This window comes from Izhakiella capsodis (assembly GCF_900115045.1).
In the GTDB taxonomy this organism is placed as follows: Bacteria; Pseudomonadota; Gammaproteobacteria; order Enterobacterales; family Enterobacteriaceae; genus Izhakiella; species Izhakiella capsodis.
In genome coordinates this window covers 261749-278676 of record NZ_FOVC01000004.1, presented here as the reverse complement: position 1 = coordinate 278676, position 16928 = coordinate 261749, and the positions used below count along the sequence as shown (strand labels likewise).

At 51.1% G+C, this 16928-nt stretch carries 13 protein-coding genes; 8 read left to right on the top strand and 5 right to left on the bottom strand.

Annotated elements, in window-relative coordinates; translation table 11 throughout:
* Window position 1: 1 nt before the first annotated feature.
* Together yhdP and tldD are read left to right on the top strand one after the other, a co-directional pair.
* A complete protein-coding gene (gene yhdP / locus BM191_RS08705; protein ID WP_092877187.1) occupies window positions 2-3856 on the top strand; it encodes an AsmA2 domain-containing protein YhdP in 3855 nt (1284 codons plus the stop codon).
* Between the two features lie 91 nt (window positions 3857-3947).
* Window positions 3948-5393, top strand: coding sequence for a metalloprotease TldD (gene tldD / locus BM191_RS08700; protein ID WP_092877184.1), 1446 nt, complete (start codon window positions 3948-3950; stop codon window positions 5391-5393).
* Window positions 5394-5458: 65 nt separating this feature from the next.
* Here the strand turns inward: tldD and BM191_RS08695 are convergent, their stop codons facing one another.
* A complete protein-coding gene (locus BM191_RS08695) occupies window positions 5459-5665 on the bottom strand; it encodes a hypothetical protein (RefSeq protein ID WP_143088809.1) in 207 nt (68 codons plus the stop codon).
* 489 nt (window positions 5666-6154) lie between these two features.
* Between BM191_RS08695 and aaeX the strand changes: the two genes are divergently transcribed.
* The 5 genes from aaeX to BM191_RS16785 all read left to right on the top strand — a co-directional run bounded on the left by aaeX (window position 6155) and on the right by BM191_RS16785 (window position 11325).
* The gene (gene aaeX / locus BM191_RS08690) at window positions 6155-6358 is read left to right on the top strand and encodes a p-hydroxybenzoic acid efflux pump operon protein AaeX (protein WP_092877180.1); all 204 of its coding nucleotides are present in this window, start codon (window positions 6155-6157) and stop codon (window positions 6356-6358) included.
* A gap of 7 nt (window positions 6359-6365) precedes the next feature.
* Window positions 6366-7298: a p-hydroxybenzoic acid efflux pump subunit AaeA gene (gene aaeA / locus BM191_RS08685; RefSeq protein WP_092877178.1), complete on the top strand. Its 933-nt coding sequence runs from the start codon at window positions 6366-6368 to the stop codon at window positions 7296-7298.
* 8 nt (window positions 7299-7306) lie between these two features.
* Complete coding sequence (gene aaeB / locus BM191_RS08680) at window positions 7307-9265, top strand: p-hydroxybenzoic acid efflux pump subunit AaeB (RefSeq protein WP_092877176.1); 1959 nt, start codon at window positions 7307-7309, stop codon at window positions 9263-9265.
* A 110-nt stretch (window positions 9266-9375) separates the two neighbouring features.
* A complete protein-coding gene (locus BM191_RS08675; RefSeq protein WP_230479556.1) occupies window positions 9376-10830 on the top strand; it encodes an NAD-dependent succinate-semialdehyde dehydrogenase in 1455 nt (484 codons plus the stop codon).
* A gap of 333 nt (window positions 10831-11163) precedes the next feature.
* Window positions 11164-11325, top strand: coding sequence for a hypothetical protein (locus BM191_RS16785; protein WP_177203317.1), 162 nt, complete (start codon window positions 11164-11166; stop codon window positions 11323-11325).
* Window positions 11326-11473: 148 nt separating this feature from the next.
* On the opposite strand, the gene argR is transcribed toward BM191_RS16785, so the two are convergent.
* Window positions 11474-11944: a transcriptional regulator ArgR gene (gene argR, locus BM191_RS08670; protein WP_092877172.1), complete on the bottom strand. Its 471-nt coding sequence runs from the start codon at window positions 11942-11944 to the stop codon at window positions 11474-11476.
* Between the two features lie 419 nt (window positions 11945-12363).
* Between argR and mdh the strand changes: the two genes are divergently transcribed.
* Entirely contained in the window at window positions 12364-13299 is a 936-nt protein-coding gene (gene mdh, locus BM191_RS08665; protein WP_092877170.1) for a malate dehydrogenase, read from the top strand.
* A gap of 478 nt (window positions 13300-13777) precedes the next feature.
* Here the strand turns inward: mdh and degS are convergent, their stop codons facing one another.
* From degS to zapG, 3 genes are all read right to left on the bottom strand, one after another.
* A complete protein-coding gene (gene degS / locus BM191_RS08660) occupies window positions 13778-14836 on the bottom strand; it encodes an outer membrane-stress sensor serine endopeptidase DegS (RefSeq protein ID WP_092877167.1) in 1059 nt (352 codons plus the stop codon).
* Window positions 14837-14924: 88 nt separating this feature from the next.
* Complete coding sequence (degQ, locus tag BM191_RS08655) at window positions 14925-16292, bottom strand: serine endoprotease DegQ (RefSeq protein ID WP_092877165.1); 1368 nt, start codon at window positions 16290-16292, stop codon at window positions 14925-14927.
* 150 nt (window positions 16293-16442) lie between these two features.
* Window positions 16443-16847 (bottom strand): Z-ring associated protein ZapG, encoded by a 405-nt coding sequence (zapG, locus tag BM191_RS08650; RefSeq protein ID WP_092877163.1) that lies wholly within the window; start codon window positions 16845-16847, stop codon window positions 16443-16445.
* Window positions 16848-16928 lie beyond the last annotated feature (81 nt).

Genomic DNA, 16928 nt, shown 5'->3' with positions numbered 1-16928 from the left:
TTTGAGGCGACTGCCGCGTATTATGTTACTGACCTGTGCTGCTATTATCGTCATAGTGGCTTTAATGGTGAGTGCGTTGCGCCTGGCGATGCCAATGCTGAACAGCTGGCGTCAGCCGATTCTCAATACGCTTTCTTCCGTATCAGGAATGCAGATAGATGCCAGCGAGTTAAACGGTCGCTGGAAAAACTTCGGACCCTCGCTGAGTATCCGTAACATACGGGTTGCCATGAAGGATGGGGGTGAGCTAAAAATAACGCACGTCAATCTGGCGCTCAACATCTGGCAGTCGTTGCTGCATGGACGCTGGCAGTTTCATGACCTTACCTTTTACCAGCTTAATCTGAAAACCAACACGCTGTTAACTGGCAGTAGTGACGATGCGGGGCGTTTTCAGCGTGATCATCTCAGCGATCTGTTTTTGCATCAATTCGACCATTTCATTTTACGTGACAGCCAGCTGAGCTTTCCGTCGCCGTCAGGCCAGCGGCTGACGCTGTCAATGCCCAGACTCACCTGGTTTAATGAAAAGAACCGCCATCGTGCTGAAGGCGAAGTGAGTCTTTCCAGCCTGAATGGCCAGCATGGCGTGCTACAGGTGCGAATGGATCTGCGCGATAGCAACGGCTTACTTAACGATGGTCGCGTGTGGATGTGGGCCGATGATGTCGACGTCAAGCCATGGTTGGGCCAGTGGGTTAAAAACAATACGACGTTGCAGAATGCGCGCTTTAGCCTCGCCGCATGGATCAACCTGAAAGACGGCAATATTTATGATGGCGATCTCTGGCTGAAGCGTGGTGGCGCTGACTGGCAAGGCCAGGGACAATCCCATAGCTTGCAAGTTGATAACCAGACCGCGCATTTTAGCCGCATCAATGGAGGCTGGTTGCTTAACCTGCCGCAAATGCACCTGATGACCGATGGTAAACCCTGGTCACAAGGTCGGTTCGATATGCTCTGGCAGCCGGAAAATAACGTTTTACCTGGCCAGGCACGCACAGCGGAGCTGCGTGTTCGTGCCACCCATCTTGATCTCGCGCGTCTGGAACCGTTAGCCTCACTGGTCAGTCGGCTCTCCCCCCAGTTAGTCGACAACTGGCAGCAGCTTCAGCCGCGTGGACAGATTGAGTCTATTGCGCTGGATATCCCGTTAAATCAGCCAGAACAAGCCAGGTTTCAGGCGCGCTGGAAAAACCTGAGCTGGCGGGCATGGAGACTGCTACCGCAGATGCAGAAGCTAACTGGTGAGCTAAGCGGCAGCGTAGCGGATGGTCTGCTACGGTTAGCGCTGCCGGAAACCGAGCTGAATTATCAGCAAATGTTCAAAGCACCACTGCAAATTAAATCGTTTACCGGTTCGTTTAACTGGCTATATGGCCCGCAGGGGCTGATGTTGAGCGGTCGTGATATTGATCTTCAGGCGCTGGCTATCAGAGCGCATGGTGACTTCACCTTCAACAATTCTCCTAAAGAAGCGCCGCACCTGGCTATCCTTGCCGGCATTGACGTCAAGGACGCACGTGAAGCCTGGCGTTATTTTCCGGAGCCGCTGATGGGTAAAGCGCTGGTGGATTATCTGACTGGGGCGATCCAGGGAGGGGAAACAACAGATGCCACGCTGCTGTTCTCGGGCAATCCGAAGCAGTTTCCGTTTAAGCATAATGAAGGGATGTTCGAGGTAGCCGTGCCATTGCGTGATGCAACCTTTGCCTTTCAGCCTGACTGGCCGGCGATCCGCAATCTGGCTATCAACCTTGACTTTATCAATGACGGGCTGTGGATGACGGCGCGCGAAGCGATGCTCGGCAAGGTTCAGGCAAAAAATGTTTCTGTCACTATTCCAGAGTACAGTAAAGCGCACCTGCTGATTGATGGTGAACTGCGGGGTCAGGGCGCTGATGTCCGGGACTACTTCAATCAGTCCGCTTTACGAAATACACTCGGAACCACTCTCAATGAGCTGCTGATTGGAGGAGAAGTAAGTAGTCGCTTACATCTTGATATTCCTCTCGAACATAAGCTTGGGATCGTGCGTGCAAGCGGCAACGTGCTGATGCAAAACAATACACTGACTATCAAGCCTATCGGCAGCACGCTACATAATGTCAGCGGGCGCTTTCATTTTAATAACGGCGATCTTGATAGCGAGCTGATGAGGGCTGAGTGGCTGGGTCAGCCATTGGACGTTCGTTTTAACACGCATGAAAGCCCCAGTAATTTCGATATCGGCGTCGATTTGGGCGGTCATTGGGCTGTAGGTGCGTTACCTGGTCTGCCGGCAGTGCTCCGCGATAAGTTAAAAGGCAGCACAGCCTGGAAAAGTAACGTGATGGTGGATCTGCCACATCAGGGCCACAGTACCTATAAAGTTAACTTTAGTAGTAATTTCAGCGGCATAAGTAGTCACTTACCTGCACCGCTCGATAAACAAAGCGGCAGCGCTTTTCCTGTGAAGATAATCGCGCAAGGAGACGTGAATACGCTTAACCTCAGCGGCAGCGCCGGGACAAATCAGTTTTTCAATAGTCGCTGGCTGCTGAGGAAGCCGCTACGTATTGAGCGCGGTATCTGGCTTAATGATGCTAAATCAGTGCCACCGCTGCCGCAAGCCAGTGGTATGGTGCTGAACCTGCCCGCGCTTGACGGCGATCGCTGGCTGGCGCTGCTGGAATCGTCGCCTCCGTTATCCCCGGCGAATAAACACGGCAGGCGATCATCTTCTGCCGCGACCGGCGTTGCGTCGCCGCAGTTGTCTCAACTGCCCGATAACCTGAAACTGCATACCCCCATGCTGGAGCTGGGGGGCCAACGGTGGCACGATCTTAATGTTACGCTGAGCAATAACCCCCGCGGTGAGTTAAACCTGAAGGCGAAAGGGCAGGAAATTGACGGCACGCTGGCGATAGCTCCGGATGGGCTGTGGAACGTTAATCTGCCCTATCTTTATTACAACCCGCAGTGGTCGTCGGACGCTAAAGGCTCATCAGTTTTTCTTCAGGGTAGCGATACGATTGATTTCCGGCACTGGCCTGCGCTGAAACTGGACTGCCAGCAGTGCTGGCTGCGTGGGCAAAATTTTGGCCAGGTTAAGGGGATATTGACCCATAATGCTGACACGCTTACGCTCAATCATGGCGTGGTTGATACCGGGAAAGCCCGTTTGCAGATTAATGGCGAGTGGGTCAACCGGCCGGGAGACCTGCGCACCTCAATTAAGGGTAAACTCAGCGGTAAGAATATAACTGATGCGGTTAACTGGTTTGGTGTAGAGTCACCAATACACAATGCCCCTTTTAATATCGATTACGACCTGCACTGGCGCTCGACGCCATGGCAGCGTTCAGAGTCGACGTTGAGCGGTACGCTGAAAACGCATTTTGGCGCCGGCGAAATTACCGATGTGAATACCGGTCCCGCCGGACAAATTTTACGCCTGTTCAGCTTAGATGAGCTGCTACGCAGGCTGCGGTTGGATTTCAGCGATACTTTTAGTCAGGGTTTCCCATTTGACGCGATCAGGGGGACAGCCTGGATTCAAAACGGCATCGTGCATAGCGACAATTTGTACGTTGATGGTCTGGAAGCGGATCTTGCGATGCAAGGTAAGGTCAATCTGGTCAGTCGTCGGCTGGATATGGAGGCGGTGGTTACGCCAGAAATCTCAACAACGGTCGGCGTAGCGACGGCTTTTGCGGTAAATCCGATGGTAGGCGCGGCGGTTTTTGCTGCCAGTAAAGTGCTTGGCCCGCTGTGGAGCAAAATATCGATACTGCGTTATCACATCAGCGGCCCACTGGATAAACCTGAAATTGATGAAGTGCAGCGCCAGCCACCACCGAGCCAGGCGAAGTGAATTTGACGCCGCCTGATAATTGCCTCAGGCTTGACTGTAAGTTACTTCTGTTACCAGTAAGAACTGGTGCCACACGCAACAGTGAGAATTCATGACTTTAAATATGGTAAGTGAGCAGTTACTAGCTGCCAATAATATTAATTCACAAGACCTGTATATGCTTCTCAGCCAGCTTTCTGAGCGCAAAGTGGATTATGCAGACCTCTACTTTCAGTCGAGTTTTCACGAGTCCTGGGTTCTCGAAGACCGCATCATTAAAGATGGCTCCTGGAATATCGATCAGGGCGTTGGTGTCCGCGCGATCAGCGGAGAGAAAACCGGCTTTGCGTATGCCGATCAAATTACTCTGAACGCTCTGCAGGTAAGCGCCACCGCTGCGCGTAGCATCGTACGTGAAGCAGGAAACGGCCAGGCGCATACGCTTGGCCCAGTGGTGAATCGCCAGCTTTACACCGTGCAGGACCCGTTACAAAGCCTCTCACGCGAAGAAAAAATTGCGCTGTTACATCGGGTAGATAAAGCTGCTCGTGCCGCTGATCCTCGTGTTCAGGAAGTCAGTGCCAGCCTGAGCGGTGTGTATGAGCAGGTGCTGGTGGCCGCTACTGATGGCACGCTGGCTGCCGATGTACGTCCGCTGGTTCGCCTGTCGGTAAGTGTTCAGGTTGAGGAAAATGGTAAGCGTGAACGAGGAAGTAGCGGAGGTGGCGGACGCACCGGCTATGAATTCTTTCTTGCTGACGATAACGGCGAAGTGCGGGCAGAAGCCTGGGCGCAGGAAGCTGTGCGCATGGCGTTGGTAAACCTTGAAGCGGTTGCTGCTCCCGCCGGAACGCTACCGATTGTTCTGGGGGCTGGCTGGCCGGGCGTGCTGCTTCATGAAGCCGTAGGCCACGGGCTGGAAGGGGATTTTAACCGCCGCGGCACTTCCGTTTTCAGCGGTCAGATGGGAAAAAAAGTAGCTTCTGAGCTTTGTACGGTAGTAGATGATGGTACGCTTGATGGGCTGCGCGGCTCGCTGGCTATCGATGACGAAGGGGTACCGGGGCAATACAACGTCCTGATTGAGAACGGTATCCTCAAAGGCTATATGCAGGACAAGCTCAATGCCCGGTTGATGGGAATGAAGCCTACCGGTAACGGCCGGCGCGAATCTTACGCCCATCTGCCGATGCCACGTATGACCAATACCTACATGCTGGCGGGCCAATCAACTCAGCAGGAAATTATTGAAAGTGTTGATTATGGCCTGTATGCGCCTAATTTTGGCGGTGGGCAGGTTGATATCACCTCCGGAAAGTTTGTTTTTTCAACCGCTGAAGCCTGGCTGATCGAGAAAGGGAAGATAACCAAACCGGTTAAGGGCGCTACGCTGATAGGCTCGGGTATTGAGGCCATGCAGCAGATATCGATGGTCGGCAACGATTTGGCGCTCGATAAAGGCGTTGGCGTATGCGGTAAAGAGGGCCAGAGTCTGCCAGTGGGGGTGGGTCAGCCCAGCCTTAAACTCGATAAAATCACCGTTGGTGGTACGGCGTAATCGCGCCTTAACCCACGCGGTTTAACTTTGAGCTGTCGGGCGTTCAGTATACTGAACGCCTTTTTTCAATGTTGATCCCGCAGCGCATGTCTGGTTTGCGTTACCTTTTCGATGTCGTTGATCAGGTAACCCTGAGCCTTAAGTGGACGCTTATCTTTCCCACTATGGACGGCATAAACCTGTTCTGGCGGTGGCCGGTAGCCATTAAACAGGGACCCGATCCCGACGCTGTTAAGTTTACCAATCACATATGGCATGAGTACCTCGGCCATGCCCACGCCGTTTTTCACTCTTCGTTGAGCGTCAGAAGTATCCGGCAGCGCTGAGTCGGTTACTGCGATGCATTCATTTAACCCGTGGTCCGTCTTTCAGCCGGGGCACAATCGGGCTTTTCAATGAAGCGCTTATTTTGAGTAAGCGTGTGACAACGGTATATGATCCTCTCTCCACTCACCATGCGAAGCTGGGCATCCCCTGGAGTCTCTCCATTATTCACGCTGGTTTAAAAGTGATGATTAAATTTGGTAGCATGAATATAGTAAGCAACGTTACTATGTGGTTTCCAGCAGCCGTTTTCCAATATCGTCGCCCTTAAAAGCGCGTTCCTTTTTAAGACTGCGTTATTCATGACGGTTCAGATTGTCACAGATAGTGTGTTTTGGCCCGGTTGTCAGCAAGCCGTTAGCCGTGACTATTTCGATTCAGAGCCATCCGGGACATCTGTCAGGGGAAGGGCTGGTCTGTTTTTCTAAGGGCAAAAAATGAGTGTGTTTCCGGTAATTGTCATCTTCGGGCTGTCGTTTCCCCCTGTATTTGTTGAAATCATCATCGCACTGATGCTGTTCTGGTTGGTGAGGCGGGTTTTGACGCCAACCGGCATCTATGATTTTGTCTGGCATCCGGCGCTTTTTAATACAGCGCTATATTGCTGTTTGTTCTATCTTGTATCCTGCCTGTTCGTTTGAGGTCATAGTGAAAGCTCTCGCAAGAAAAATCTCCCGTTTCTCCATCACGCTGGTTCTTGTCGTTATCGCGATAGTGGCCATTTTCCGCGCCTGGGTGTTCTACACCGAGTCTCCCTGGACGCGTGACGCAAAATTCAGTGCTGACGTTGTCGCAATAGCTCCGGACGTTACCGGCCTGGTAACACAGGTAAAGGTTCATGATAACCAGCGGGTTAAACAGGGTGATGTGCTGTTTGTTATTGACCAGCCACGCTATGAGAAAGCGTTAGAGGAGGATGAAGCCGACGTTGCTTATTATCAGTCGATAGTTGCTGAGAAGCAGCGCGAGGCATCCCGTCGCAACCGGCTAGGAACCGCAGCGATGTCACGTGAGGCCATCGATCAGGCAAACAACGATTTGCAGACCACGCAGCATCAGCTGGCGAAAGCCATCGCCGCGCGTGACATGGCAAAGCTCGATCTGACGCGTACTACGGTAAGCGCCCCGGCTGACGGCTGGGTCACTAATCTGAACGTTTATACCGGTGAATTTATTACGCGTGGTTCAACGGCGATTGCGTTAGTTAAAGCCGGCAGTTATTTCGTTCAAGCCTATATGGAAGAGACCAAGCTGGCTGGCGTTCACCCCGGATATCGGGCGGAAATTACCCCACTTGGCAGCAATCATATTCTGAAAGGCACGGTTGATAGCATTGCCGCAGGTGTCACCAATAGCAGCAGCAGTGTCGACAGCAAGGGAATGGCGACCGTCGATTCTAATCTTGAATGGGTGAGGCTGGCGCAGCGTGTCCCGGTGCGTATTCGCCTCGACAGGCAGCCCGGCAATCTCTATCCCGCAGGGACGACGGCGACCGTGGTGGTGACAGGGGAAAAAGATCGTCAGCAGGGTGAGACAACGGCGCTGATGAAGTTGGTTAATCGCCTGCGTGAATTCGGTTAAGGGGGCCTATGTACTGGCATCAGCTTCGTTTCCCGATAAAACTAACCTTTGCACTGGTTCTGGCGCTGACGATTGGTTTTCACTTTAACCTCGAAACACCGCGCTGGGCAGTGATGACTGCTTGCATTGTTGCCGGTGGTACGGCCTTTGTTGCGGGGGGCGATCCCTACTCTGGCGCACTGCGTTATCGTGGCATGCTGCGCATCATTGGTACTTTTATTGGTTGTATTGCCGCGCTGGCTATCATGATTACAACTATTCGCGCACCGGTGGTCATGCTGCTTTTATGCTGCATCTGGGCGGGGGGATGTGTATGGCTTTCCTCACTGGTGCGCGTTGAGAATTCCTACGCGCTTGCACTGGCAGGCTATACCGCATTAATTATCGTCGTCAGCGCTGATGCACAAGGCAAGCTGCTGCTTGCCCCACAGTTTGCTGTTGAGCGTTGCAGTGAAATTATCATCGGCATCGTCTGTGCGGTGCTCGCGGATCTGCTGTTTTCGCCGCGATCGATTAAGAATGAGGTAGACCGTGAAATAGAAGCGCTGCTGGTGGAACACTACCGCCTGTTACAGCTCTGCGTCGCACATGGAGAGCGTGAAGCCGTTGATAAATCATGGGCTGCACTGGTACGGCGTACCACTGCGTTAAACGGTATGCGTAGTAATCTGATGATGGAGTCATCGCGCTGGCTGCGGGTTAACCGGCGGCTCAAAGCGTTGAATTCACTTTCGCTGATGCTGATAACTCAGGCTGGTGAAACCTTTCTGATTCAGAATTCGAACAGCACATATATCCCCGCACATTTCCGCGCTTTCTTTGAACAGTCAGTGGAGAGCGCACTGGATGTTCATCAACGATTGAAGCTGTTACGTCGCGACATTACTGTCGGCGGCAATACCTACTCACCTGAAACCATCAGTAATTGGGTGGCAGCCGCAACCCGTTACTCACTGCTGATGAAGGGCGTGCATACTAATTGCAATATCAGTCGTACTGAAGAAGATGTGATGAAAGACGAGGTGGTGATCAAACTGCGATCCGCTGAAACCCATCATGCGATGATTAATGGTATCCGCACTTTTGCTGCAACCGCTGCCGGCTCGTTATTCTGGTTATGGACCGGCTGGAGTTCAGGCAGCGGTTGCATGGTGATGCTGGCGGTGATCACCGCGCTGGCAATGCGTACTCCCAATCCGCTGATGATGGTAAAAGACTTTCTCTACGGTATGACTGCTGCCCTGCCGTTGGGATTGTTCTACTTTGCTGTCCTCATGCCAGCAACGCAGCAAAGCATGCTTTTGCTCTGTATTTCGCTGGGTGTGATGGCGTTTATTGCCGGAATACTGACGCAGCGTCGGCAGATCGGTACCCTGGGCGCATTGGTGGGTACGATCAACGTGCTGGTGCTGGATAATCCGATGTCTTTCAAAATCAATGCATTTCTGGATAACGCGCTGGGCCAGATGATCGGCTGTTTTGTCTCTTTGATGGTGATCCTGCTGATCCGTGATAACTCCCGTGCCCGAACCGGACGTAAGCTACTTAACCGACTAATGTATGCGGCCGTATCCGCCATGACCACCAACAAAGTCCGTCGCCAGGAAAACCATCTGCCCGCACTCTATCAGCAGCTATTTTTATTACTGAACCTGTTTCCTAACGATATTGATAAATACCGCATTGGCTTAACACTGATTATCTGCCACCAGCGTTTACGTAACGCGGATGTGCCAGTGAATGCGGAACTATCGGGATTCCATAAGCAGCTACGTCAAAGTGCGGATCGCGTGATCGCTGCACGTAGCGACAGCAGCCGTCGGGTTTTATTCCAACGCTTGCTGGATGAGCTGGATGTTTACCAGCAAAAGCTGGCGCAGTGCGAGGCTCCTGCTAGCGTCGGTGACGCTGTATCACGACTGATTATGATGCTGAAAAAATATCAAAATGCACTGGTGCAAATATAAATAGAGTCGTTCTGAAAATCGGTTGTACTAAAGTGCTTCAAACCAGAGCGGCAGAGTGCTTTTGCCATCTATACTTATTCTTCAGGATGATTAAACAACGGGAAAACAAGATGAATGTGCAGACCTTGCAGCAGCATGAACTCTTTCAGACGGGCTACCTCGTTAACGGCCAGTGGCTTAGTCTCAGCGATTCCTTTGAGGTACTCAACCCCGCTACGGGTGAGGTTATTGCCAATGTAGCGCGCGCCGGTAAACGTGAAACCGAAGATGCTATTGAGGCGGCCTACCGGGCTTTTCCCGAATGGCGCGCTCGCACCGCAAAGTCACGCTCAGAAATTCTCTATCGCTGGTATCAGCTAATAATTGAGCATAAAAGCTGGCTGGGTAAGCTGATGACGGCGGAGCAGGGAAAGCCGCTGATGGAGGCCGAAGCTGAGGTTGAGTATGCCGCCAGCTTTATCCAGTGGTTCGCCGAGCAGGCAAAACGCGCTAATGGCGAGATTATTCCGCCGGCAAAAGCCGGTAGTCGCATTCTGTCCACTCGCGAGCCGGTTGGTGTTGTCGCTGCGATTACGCCGTGGAATTTTCCGATGGCTATGCTGACGCGCAAGCTGGGGCCGGCATTAGCAGCTGGCTGTACCGGTATTATCAAACCGGCAAATAATACGCCGCTGAGTGCTTTTGCGCTGCTGGCGCTGGCGAAAAAAGCGGGCGTCCCTGATGGCGTACTCAATGCGGTTGCTGGTGACACGTCAGCGATAAGCGACGCGATTATGGCGAGTAAGCGGGTACGTAAAATCTCGTTTACCGGATCGACCCAAGTGGGAAAACTGCTGATGCGCAATGCCGCTGAAACGATGAAAAAAGTTTCGATGGAGCTTGGCGGCAACGCGCCATACATTGTATTTGAAGATGCTGATATAAATGCTGCGGTAAAAGGCGCGATTGCCAATAAATTCCGTAACGCGGGTCAGGTATGCGTCAGTGTGAATCGCTTCTTTATTCACAGCAGTATATATGACCGTTTTGTCAGTCAGCTTTCTGAAGAAGTCAAAAAGCTGAAAGTGGGGAACGGGATGGATGAAGGCGTTGTTATCGGACCGCTGATCGACAAAAATGCGGTGGAAAAAGTCCAGGAGCATGTTAACGATGCGTTAGCAAAGGGCGCTCGTATTATTGCTGGTGGCGATCATCACCCATTGGGGGGGAATTTCTGGCAGCCAACGGTTATTGCTGATGCTAATGAAAACATGCAGCTGGCTCAGGAAGAGACCTTTGGACCGGTTGCGGCCTGCTTCCGTTTTGATAACGAAGATGAGGTTATACGTCGGGCTAATGAAACGGAGTACGGCCTCGCGGCTTATTTTTATACGCAGAACTTGCAACGCGTATTCCGGGTTTCTGCAGCGTTAGAAAGTGGGATGGTTGGCGTTAACGAGTGCGCAGTTTCCACCGAACTGGCACCGTTTGGCGGTGTGAAAGAGTCTGGTTTAGGGCGCGAAGGTTCCGTGCTTGGGCTTGATGAATTTCTTGACGTTAAAGCTATACACATCAGTGGATTGTAAACGTTCGGAGAGTTGTTCTATTCATGTCAAACAAGGAAAAGTGGCATAAGACCCGACCTTTTTGATTTGAATGAAATAGGTGAACGGGCGAATTTGTATCGCCCGTTCAGCGTGCGGTTTTTTCTGGCGGATAAGAGGACAGGCGATCGGGAAGTTTATGGGATGTCGTGACGAAACCTCTGTTGGTGGGGCCACTTGAAATCGTCTCCGCTAATTTGGGGTATTTGCATCAACGGTGCGATGTACATTGATGCTTTTATTTAATGAAGCGGAAGAAGAGCGGAAAGGGAAATTACGTTTCTATCCCGGTTAAAAAGATAAAGGAAGGCTCCGGTGGCTTGGGTCTGGGGCCGTCAGACGGCTGACCAGAAATGGGGTACACCAGCCAGTGGAATGGGTGATGTATTGCTGTTAGCTGCTTCGTTGATAAGGACGCTAATAGCGCCACTGCAAACGCCTTTAGTCCGGACTTCTGACTACACGCCATGTGGCTAAAGTCGGCTCTGAATGCTGTATTGAAGACGATGATATTGTTTTTTATTCTTGAGATGTCCCGCACATTAAATTAAATCAGCTGTGCTGACATGGTGATGATTAAAACAGGGATGGAGAATGGCAACGTTGCTGAGGGGATAACACGTCGTCAGAGTTCTTGCACGAATAAGGCCAGGATCGCATCATACAGCTGACGTACGGTAAAGGCGCGAACGGGGGTAATAAAAATAGTGTCGTCGCCGGCAATGGTACCTAAAATGCCTTCTGATTTGCCGAGAGAGTCGAGCAAACGAGCAATTAGCTGCGCCGCGCCGGGACTAGTATGAATAACTACCAAAGCTTCATTAAAGTCAATGTCCAGTACCAGGTTCTTCAGAGGGCTGGTGGTGGTAGGCACGCCGAGTTCTGAGGGTAAGCAGTAAACCATTTCCATTTTGGCGTTTCGTGTGCGTACGGCACCGAACTTGGTTAGCATGCGAGAAACTTTTGACTGGTTAATATTCTCAAAGCCATCATCCTGAAGCGCCAAAACAATCTCACCCTGCGAACTGAACTTCTCTTCTTTCAGCAGCGCCTTGAAAGCTTTGATCAAATCTTCCTGTTTAGATGATGTTCGCATAATGTTTACTCGATGAACGCGTCAAAAGTGTGAGCCTAGTAACCGTTTATTATGCACTTTATTGCATTATTATGCAATAAAGTGACTAGTATATTTTTATAGATGCAAAATGTGCAGCGTTGCAAACCGGTCGAATGAGAAAAAAATTGTTTTGCGATGTGCGGACTGGATAAGTTAATTTATTGTTATAAAATCTAGTGGGTTTATTAAGCCACTATGGATTAACTATTACAGTCAGGGATTGCAGAGGTTAAAAGTCAGCAGGATTTAGCAGCGATGCCTTAAGCATCACGCTCCTTGCTGTCAATACGGCAGGGTATAGAGTCTTATTGAGGTTATCACCTTAGCCCTGTTTGTAGGTTCAAGTTGAAACTTTTCAATCCCCTGGCACGTTATGCTCACTATATAGGAGTTCCAGGATGAAAGTAGCAGTTCTCGGTGCAGCAGGTGGTATTGGTCAGGCGCTGGCTCTTCTGTTAAAGACTCAGCTTCCTGCTGGTTCACAGTTGTCACTTTACGATATCGCACCAGTCACTCCGGGCGTAGCCGTTGACCTCAGCCATATTCCCACTGCGGTGAAAATTGAAGGCTTCAGCGGTGAGGACGCAACGCCTGCGCTGAAAGGCGCTGATGTTGTGCTTATCTCTGCGGGGGTGGCGCGTAAGCCAGGGATGGATCGCTCCGATCTGTTTAATGTTAATGCAGGCATTGTACGCAATCTTATTCAACAGGTGGCTGACACCTGCCCGAAAGCACTAATAGGCGTAATCACGAATCCGGTTAATACCACCGTTGCTATCGCCGCCGAGGTTTTGAAGAAGGCTGGGGTTTATGACAAGAACCGCCTGTTTGGTGTAACTACGCTGGATATTATCCGTTCAAATACTTTTGTTGCGGAGATGAAAGGGAAAAATCCGCAAGCGTTAAATGTGCCGGTTGTCGGTGGCCACTCCGGCGTGACTATCCTGCCCCTGCTATCGCAGATCCCCGGCGTTAGCTTCAGCGAGCAGGAGGTTAGCGATCTGACTAAACGTATTCAGAACGCCGGCACGGAAGTTGTTGAAGCTAAAGCGGGTGGCGGATCGGCAACCCTGTCTATGGGACAGGCGGCGGCAAAATTCGGTCTGGCGCTGGTTCGTGCGCTGCAGGGCGAGAGCAACGTGGTGGAGTGCGCGTATGTTGAAGGCGACGGTGAACACGCCCGCTTCTTTTCACAACCGCTGTTGCTGGGTAAAAATGGCGTTCAGGAGCGTAAGCCTATCGGCACGTTGAGTGCTTTTGAGCAGAATGCAATGGATGGCATGCTGGATACGCTGAAAAAAGATATTCAGCAGGGCGTCGATTTTGTGAAATGAACCGCCATTGGCATGAAATAGAGAGCGACTGAAAATCTGATGCGCTCCAGGTTAGCTTTTGACGTTAGCCGTAATGCGTGACATTGCGGCTTTTTTTACCGCTAAAGGTCATGTCTGACCTTGCGTGTCGGCGTAACCTGGCTTTTCCCATCAGCCGCATTTACTGTATTACTTGCGACATTTTTCCTGGTGAGATCGCAGCTGACAAACTTAATGGCGTCATAAGGTAAAACGAGACGTACAGTCCAGGCCATCATTGTTATCTTAAACGCTTGCATATGCAGGGTCTTGCCTGATGAGTTCAGGGGAGGCGATCCGAAAGAGCAGGGAAGACTCTTAGTGTAAATATATGGCGGCTGCTGGGAGCCTGCGGAAATCTGTTAAAAATATCCGTAATTCCAATGAGATTACGGATACTTAGAGAGTGGACGCAACGTTCAACTGACGGGAGCGCTTAATTTCAGTACCAGGTTTCGGGTTAGGACTGGGGATATTCTGCCACGGTCACTTTCAGACGCAGTCGCTGATCATTACGCAGTATATCAACCTCAATTTCCGTTCCGGGACGCAACTCTGCAACCTGATCCATCGTTTCGATTGCCGATACAGCCGGTTTATTATTGACGCTGGTAATCATATCATTAACCTGAATACCTGCTTTTGCCGCCGGGCCATCGGGCGTGACGTTCGTTACTACAATTCCCTGGATATGATCAAGATTGCCGCTTTGGTTGCGCAACTGCGGGATTTCACGTCCGCTGATGCCGATATAGCCACGAATAACCCGACCATCACGGATCAGCTTATCCATAATTTTTACTGCCAGCCCCGTTGGAATAGCAAAGCCAATACCTTCCGGCGTTTCACCGTTGTCGCTTTTATCAAATGAACGTGTATTGATGCCCATCAGCTCTCCCAGCGAATTAATCAGTGCGCCGCCGGAGTTACCGCGATTTATCGACGCATCAGTTTGCAGGAAGTTTTGGTAGCGGGAAGGGCTAAGACCTACACGTCCCGTCGCGCTGATGATTCCTTGAGTGACCGTTTGTCCGATGTTATACGGATTGCCGATCGCCATCACCAGATCGCCAATATGGGCAACCCGATGTGGATTGATTGGGATGACGGGAAGATTAGTCGCATTGATTTTCAGCACGGCAAGATCGGTCAGCGAGTCGGAACCGACCAGCATAGCTTCAAAAATCCGGCCATCCTGTAGCGCGACGATAATCTGCTCGGCATCGTTAATAACATGTTTATTCGTGAGGATATAACCTCTGCTATCCATGATAACGCCAGATCCCAGCGTATGGATCCCGAGGCTGTCATCATTGGTATTGGCGCTGCGGTTATAAACATTTACCACGGCAGGCGCAGCTCGTCGCACGCCGGCATTATAACTGATGGGCGTATCATTAACGCTTTCATCTGACGAGGCAAACAGCGTCTTACCCAGCCGTAAGGCCGGAGCGGCTGCCAGCAGTAGGCCTGCAACTACCAGCCCGATGATGATTGAACGCAGAAATTTGAAAAACATGACGTAGTGTGATCAGTGGATAACGACAGGAAGGATAACACGAGTTAAGCGGACAATCAGGTGTCCGCATCATGATTTTCACTCGCGTTTAGCGCATTAACAGATAAATACTCTCGTCTCCGCGAATAACGTTCATCGCCAGTACCGATGGCTTGCTTTCCAGCGCCTTAGCCAGGTCGGCAAGATTTTGTACACGGGTACGGTTGACGCCAATGATCACATCATCTTTTTGTAGCCCAATTTGTTCGGCAGGGGTGGCTTTACCCACGTTGTCAACCTTGACACCCTTACTGCCATCTTTGGCAGCCCCATCGCGTAGTTCAGCCCCTTGCAACGCCGGGGCTAGCAATCCGTGGACGCTGGTGGATTGAGCACCATTGTCAAGTTTAACGCTGACCGTCAGCGGTTTTCCGTCGCGCAGCAAGCCCACTTTTACCTCTTTACCTGGCGTAGAGGTCCCGATTTTCACCCGTAGCTCGCCAAAACTGGAAATAGCTTTGCCATCAACGGCAGTGATGATGTCACCGGCTTTAATACCGGCTTTAGAGGCAGCGGAGCCAGGCAGAACTTCGTTAACAAAGGCACCTCGCTGCTGATCGACGTTAAATGCTTTCGCCATATCGGCCGTCATTTCGGTGCCTTTAATGCCTAACTGCCCGCGCTTAACCTCTCCGAACTCAATCAGCTGCTGCGCCAATTCCATTGCCATATTGCCTGGAATAGCAAAGCCAATACCGATGTTACCGCCAGAAGAGGCCAGAATTGCGGTATTAATACCAATCAATTCACCGTTAAGGTTAACCAGCGCACCGCCTGAATTACCACGGTTAATGGCCGCATCAGTCTGAATGAAATTTTCCAGCCCCTCCAGGTTAAGGCCACTGCGACCGAGTGCGGAGACAATACCGGAGGTTGCCGTCTGACCGAGGCCAAAAGGGTTGCCGATGGCCACGGCAAAATCACCGACTTTAAGATTATCGGAGTCGGCAATTTTAATCTGTGTCAGGTTGGTGGCGTTTTTTAGCTGCAGCAGCGCAATATCGGTCTGCTCATCATGGCCGATGAGTTTCGCATCATATTCGCGGCCGTCACTCAGTTGGACGCTGATTTTATTGGCACCGTTAACCACGTGGTTGTTTGTCAGCACATAACCTTTTTCTGAATTGATCACGACGCCTGAGGCAATACCTTCAAACGGTTGTGAATGGGTGTTCTGACCTTGCTTCCCAAAGAAACGCCGGAGCTGTTCGGGGATCTGATCTTGCGTTACCGTCGCGCTTCCTTCAACATGCACGCTGACCACCGCCGGCAGCACTTTTTCCAGCATCGGTGCCAGGCTTGGCAGCTGCTGACCCTGAATCTGAGCAGGTAAAGTCGCCTGTGCCTGAGTAGCCAGGGAAAGATTGATAGCGATAGCCAGCGCCAGTGCGCTTAGCGTTAATATTTTTTTCTTCATCGTTACAAACACCTGCTGGGCAGAGGAAATAGGTTCGAAATAAATTGATAACAACACGATGCTGGATGTTATGACAGGCAGACAGTCAAAGGGTTCCTGTTTATATCGTTGATAATAAAAAGGACGCAGTGCGCGCCCTTCTTACGGGGATTAATCATGTTTGGGATGTTCATCGCGCAGCAAGCCCGAAGCGCCACTGTCTGAGTAGTCGCGTGGCATTTGTACCGGAGCCTGGTCGTTATCAGCTTCTGAACCAGTCAGTTGATATGAAAAGGGTTTTTTATTTCCCGGCAGGTTAGGTAGCAGGTCATTGGAACCTTTTGCCATATGCTGATAAAGCTGGCGATAATCACGAGCCATGTTGTCCAGCAGTTCGGCGCTGCGGGCAAAATGATTTGACAACTCCTCCCGATAATCTGCCAGTTCTGCTTTTGTTTTTTCCAGTTCGTACTGCATATTGCGCTGCTCACGTAGCTTACGGTTTCCATAGCGTACAGCCAGGCCACCAATCAAAATGCCAATGCCTAAACCAATGAGCGCGTATTCCCAGGTCATAATGACTCCCAAATATCTTCGTTGTCCGTAAAGGCTTCCACTTACACCACTATAACCGTTAATCTTACGGAAGTGGAATCC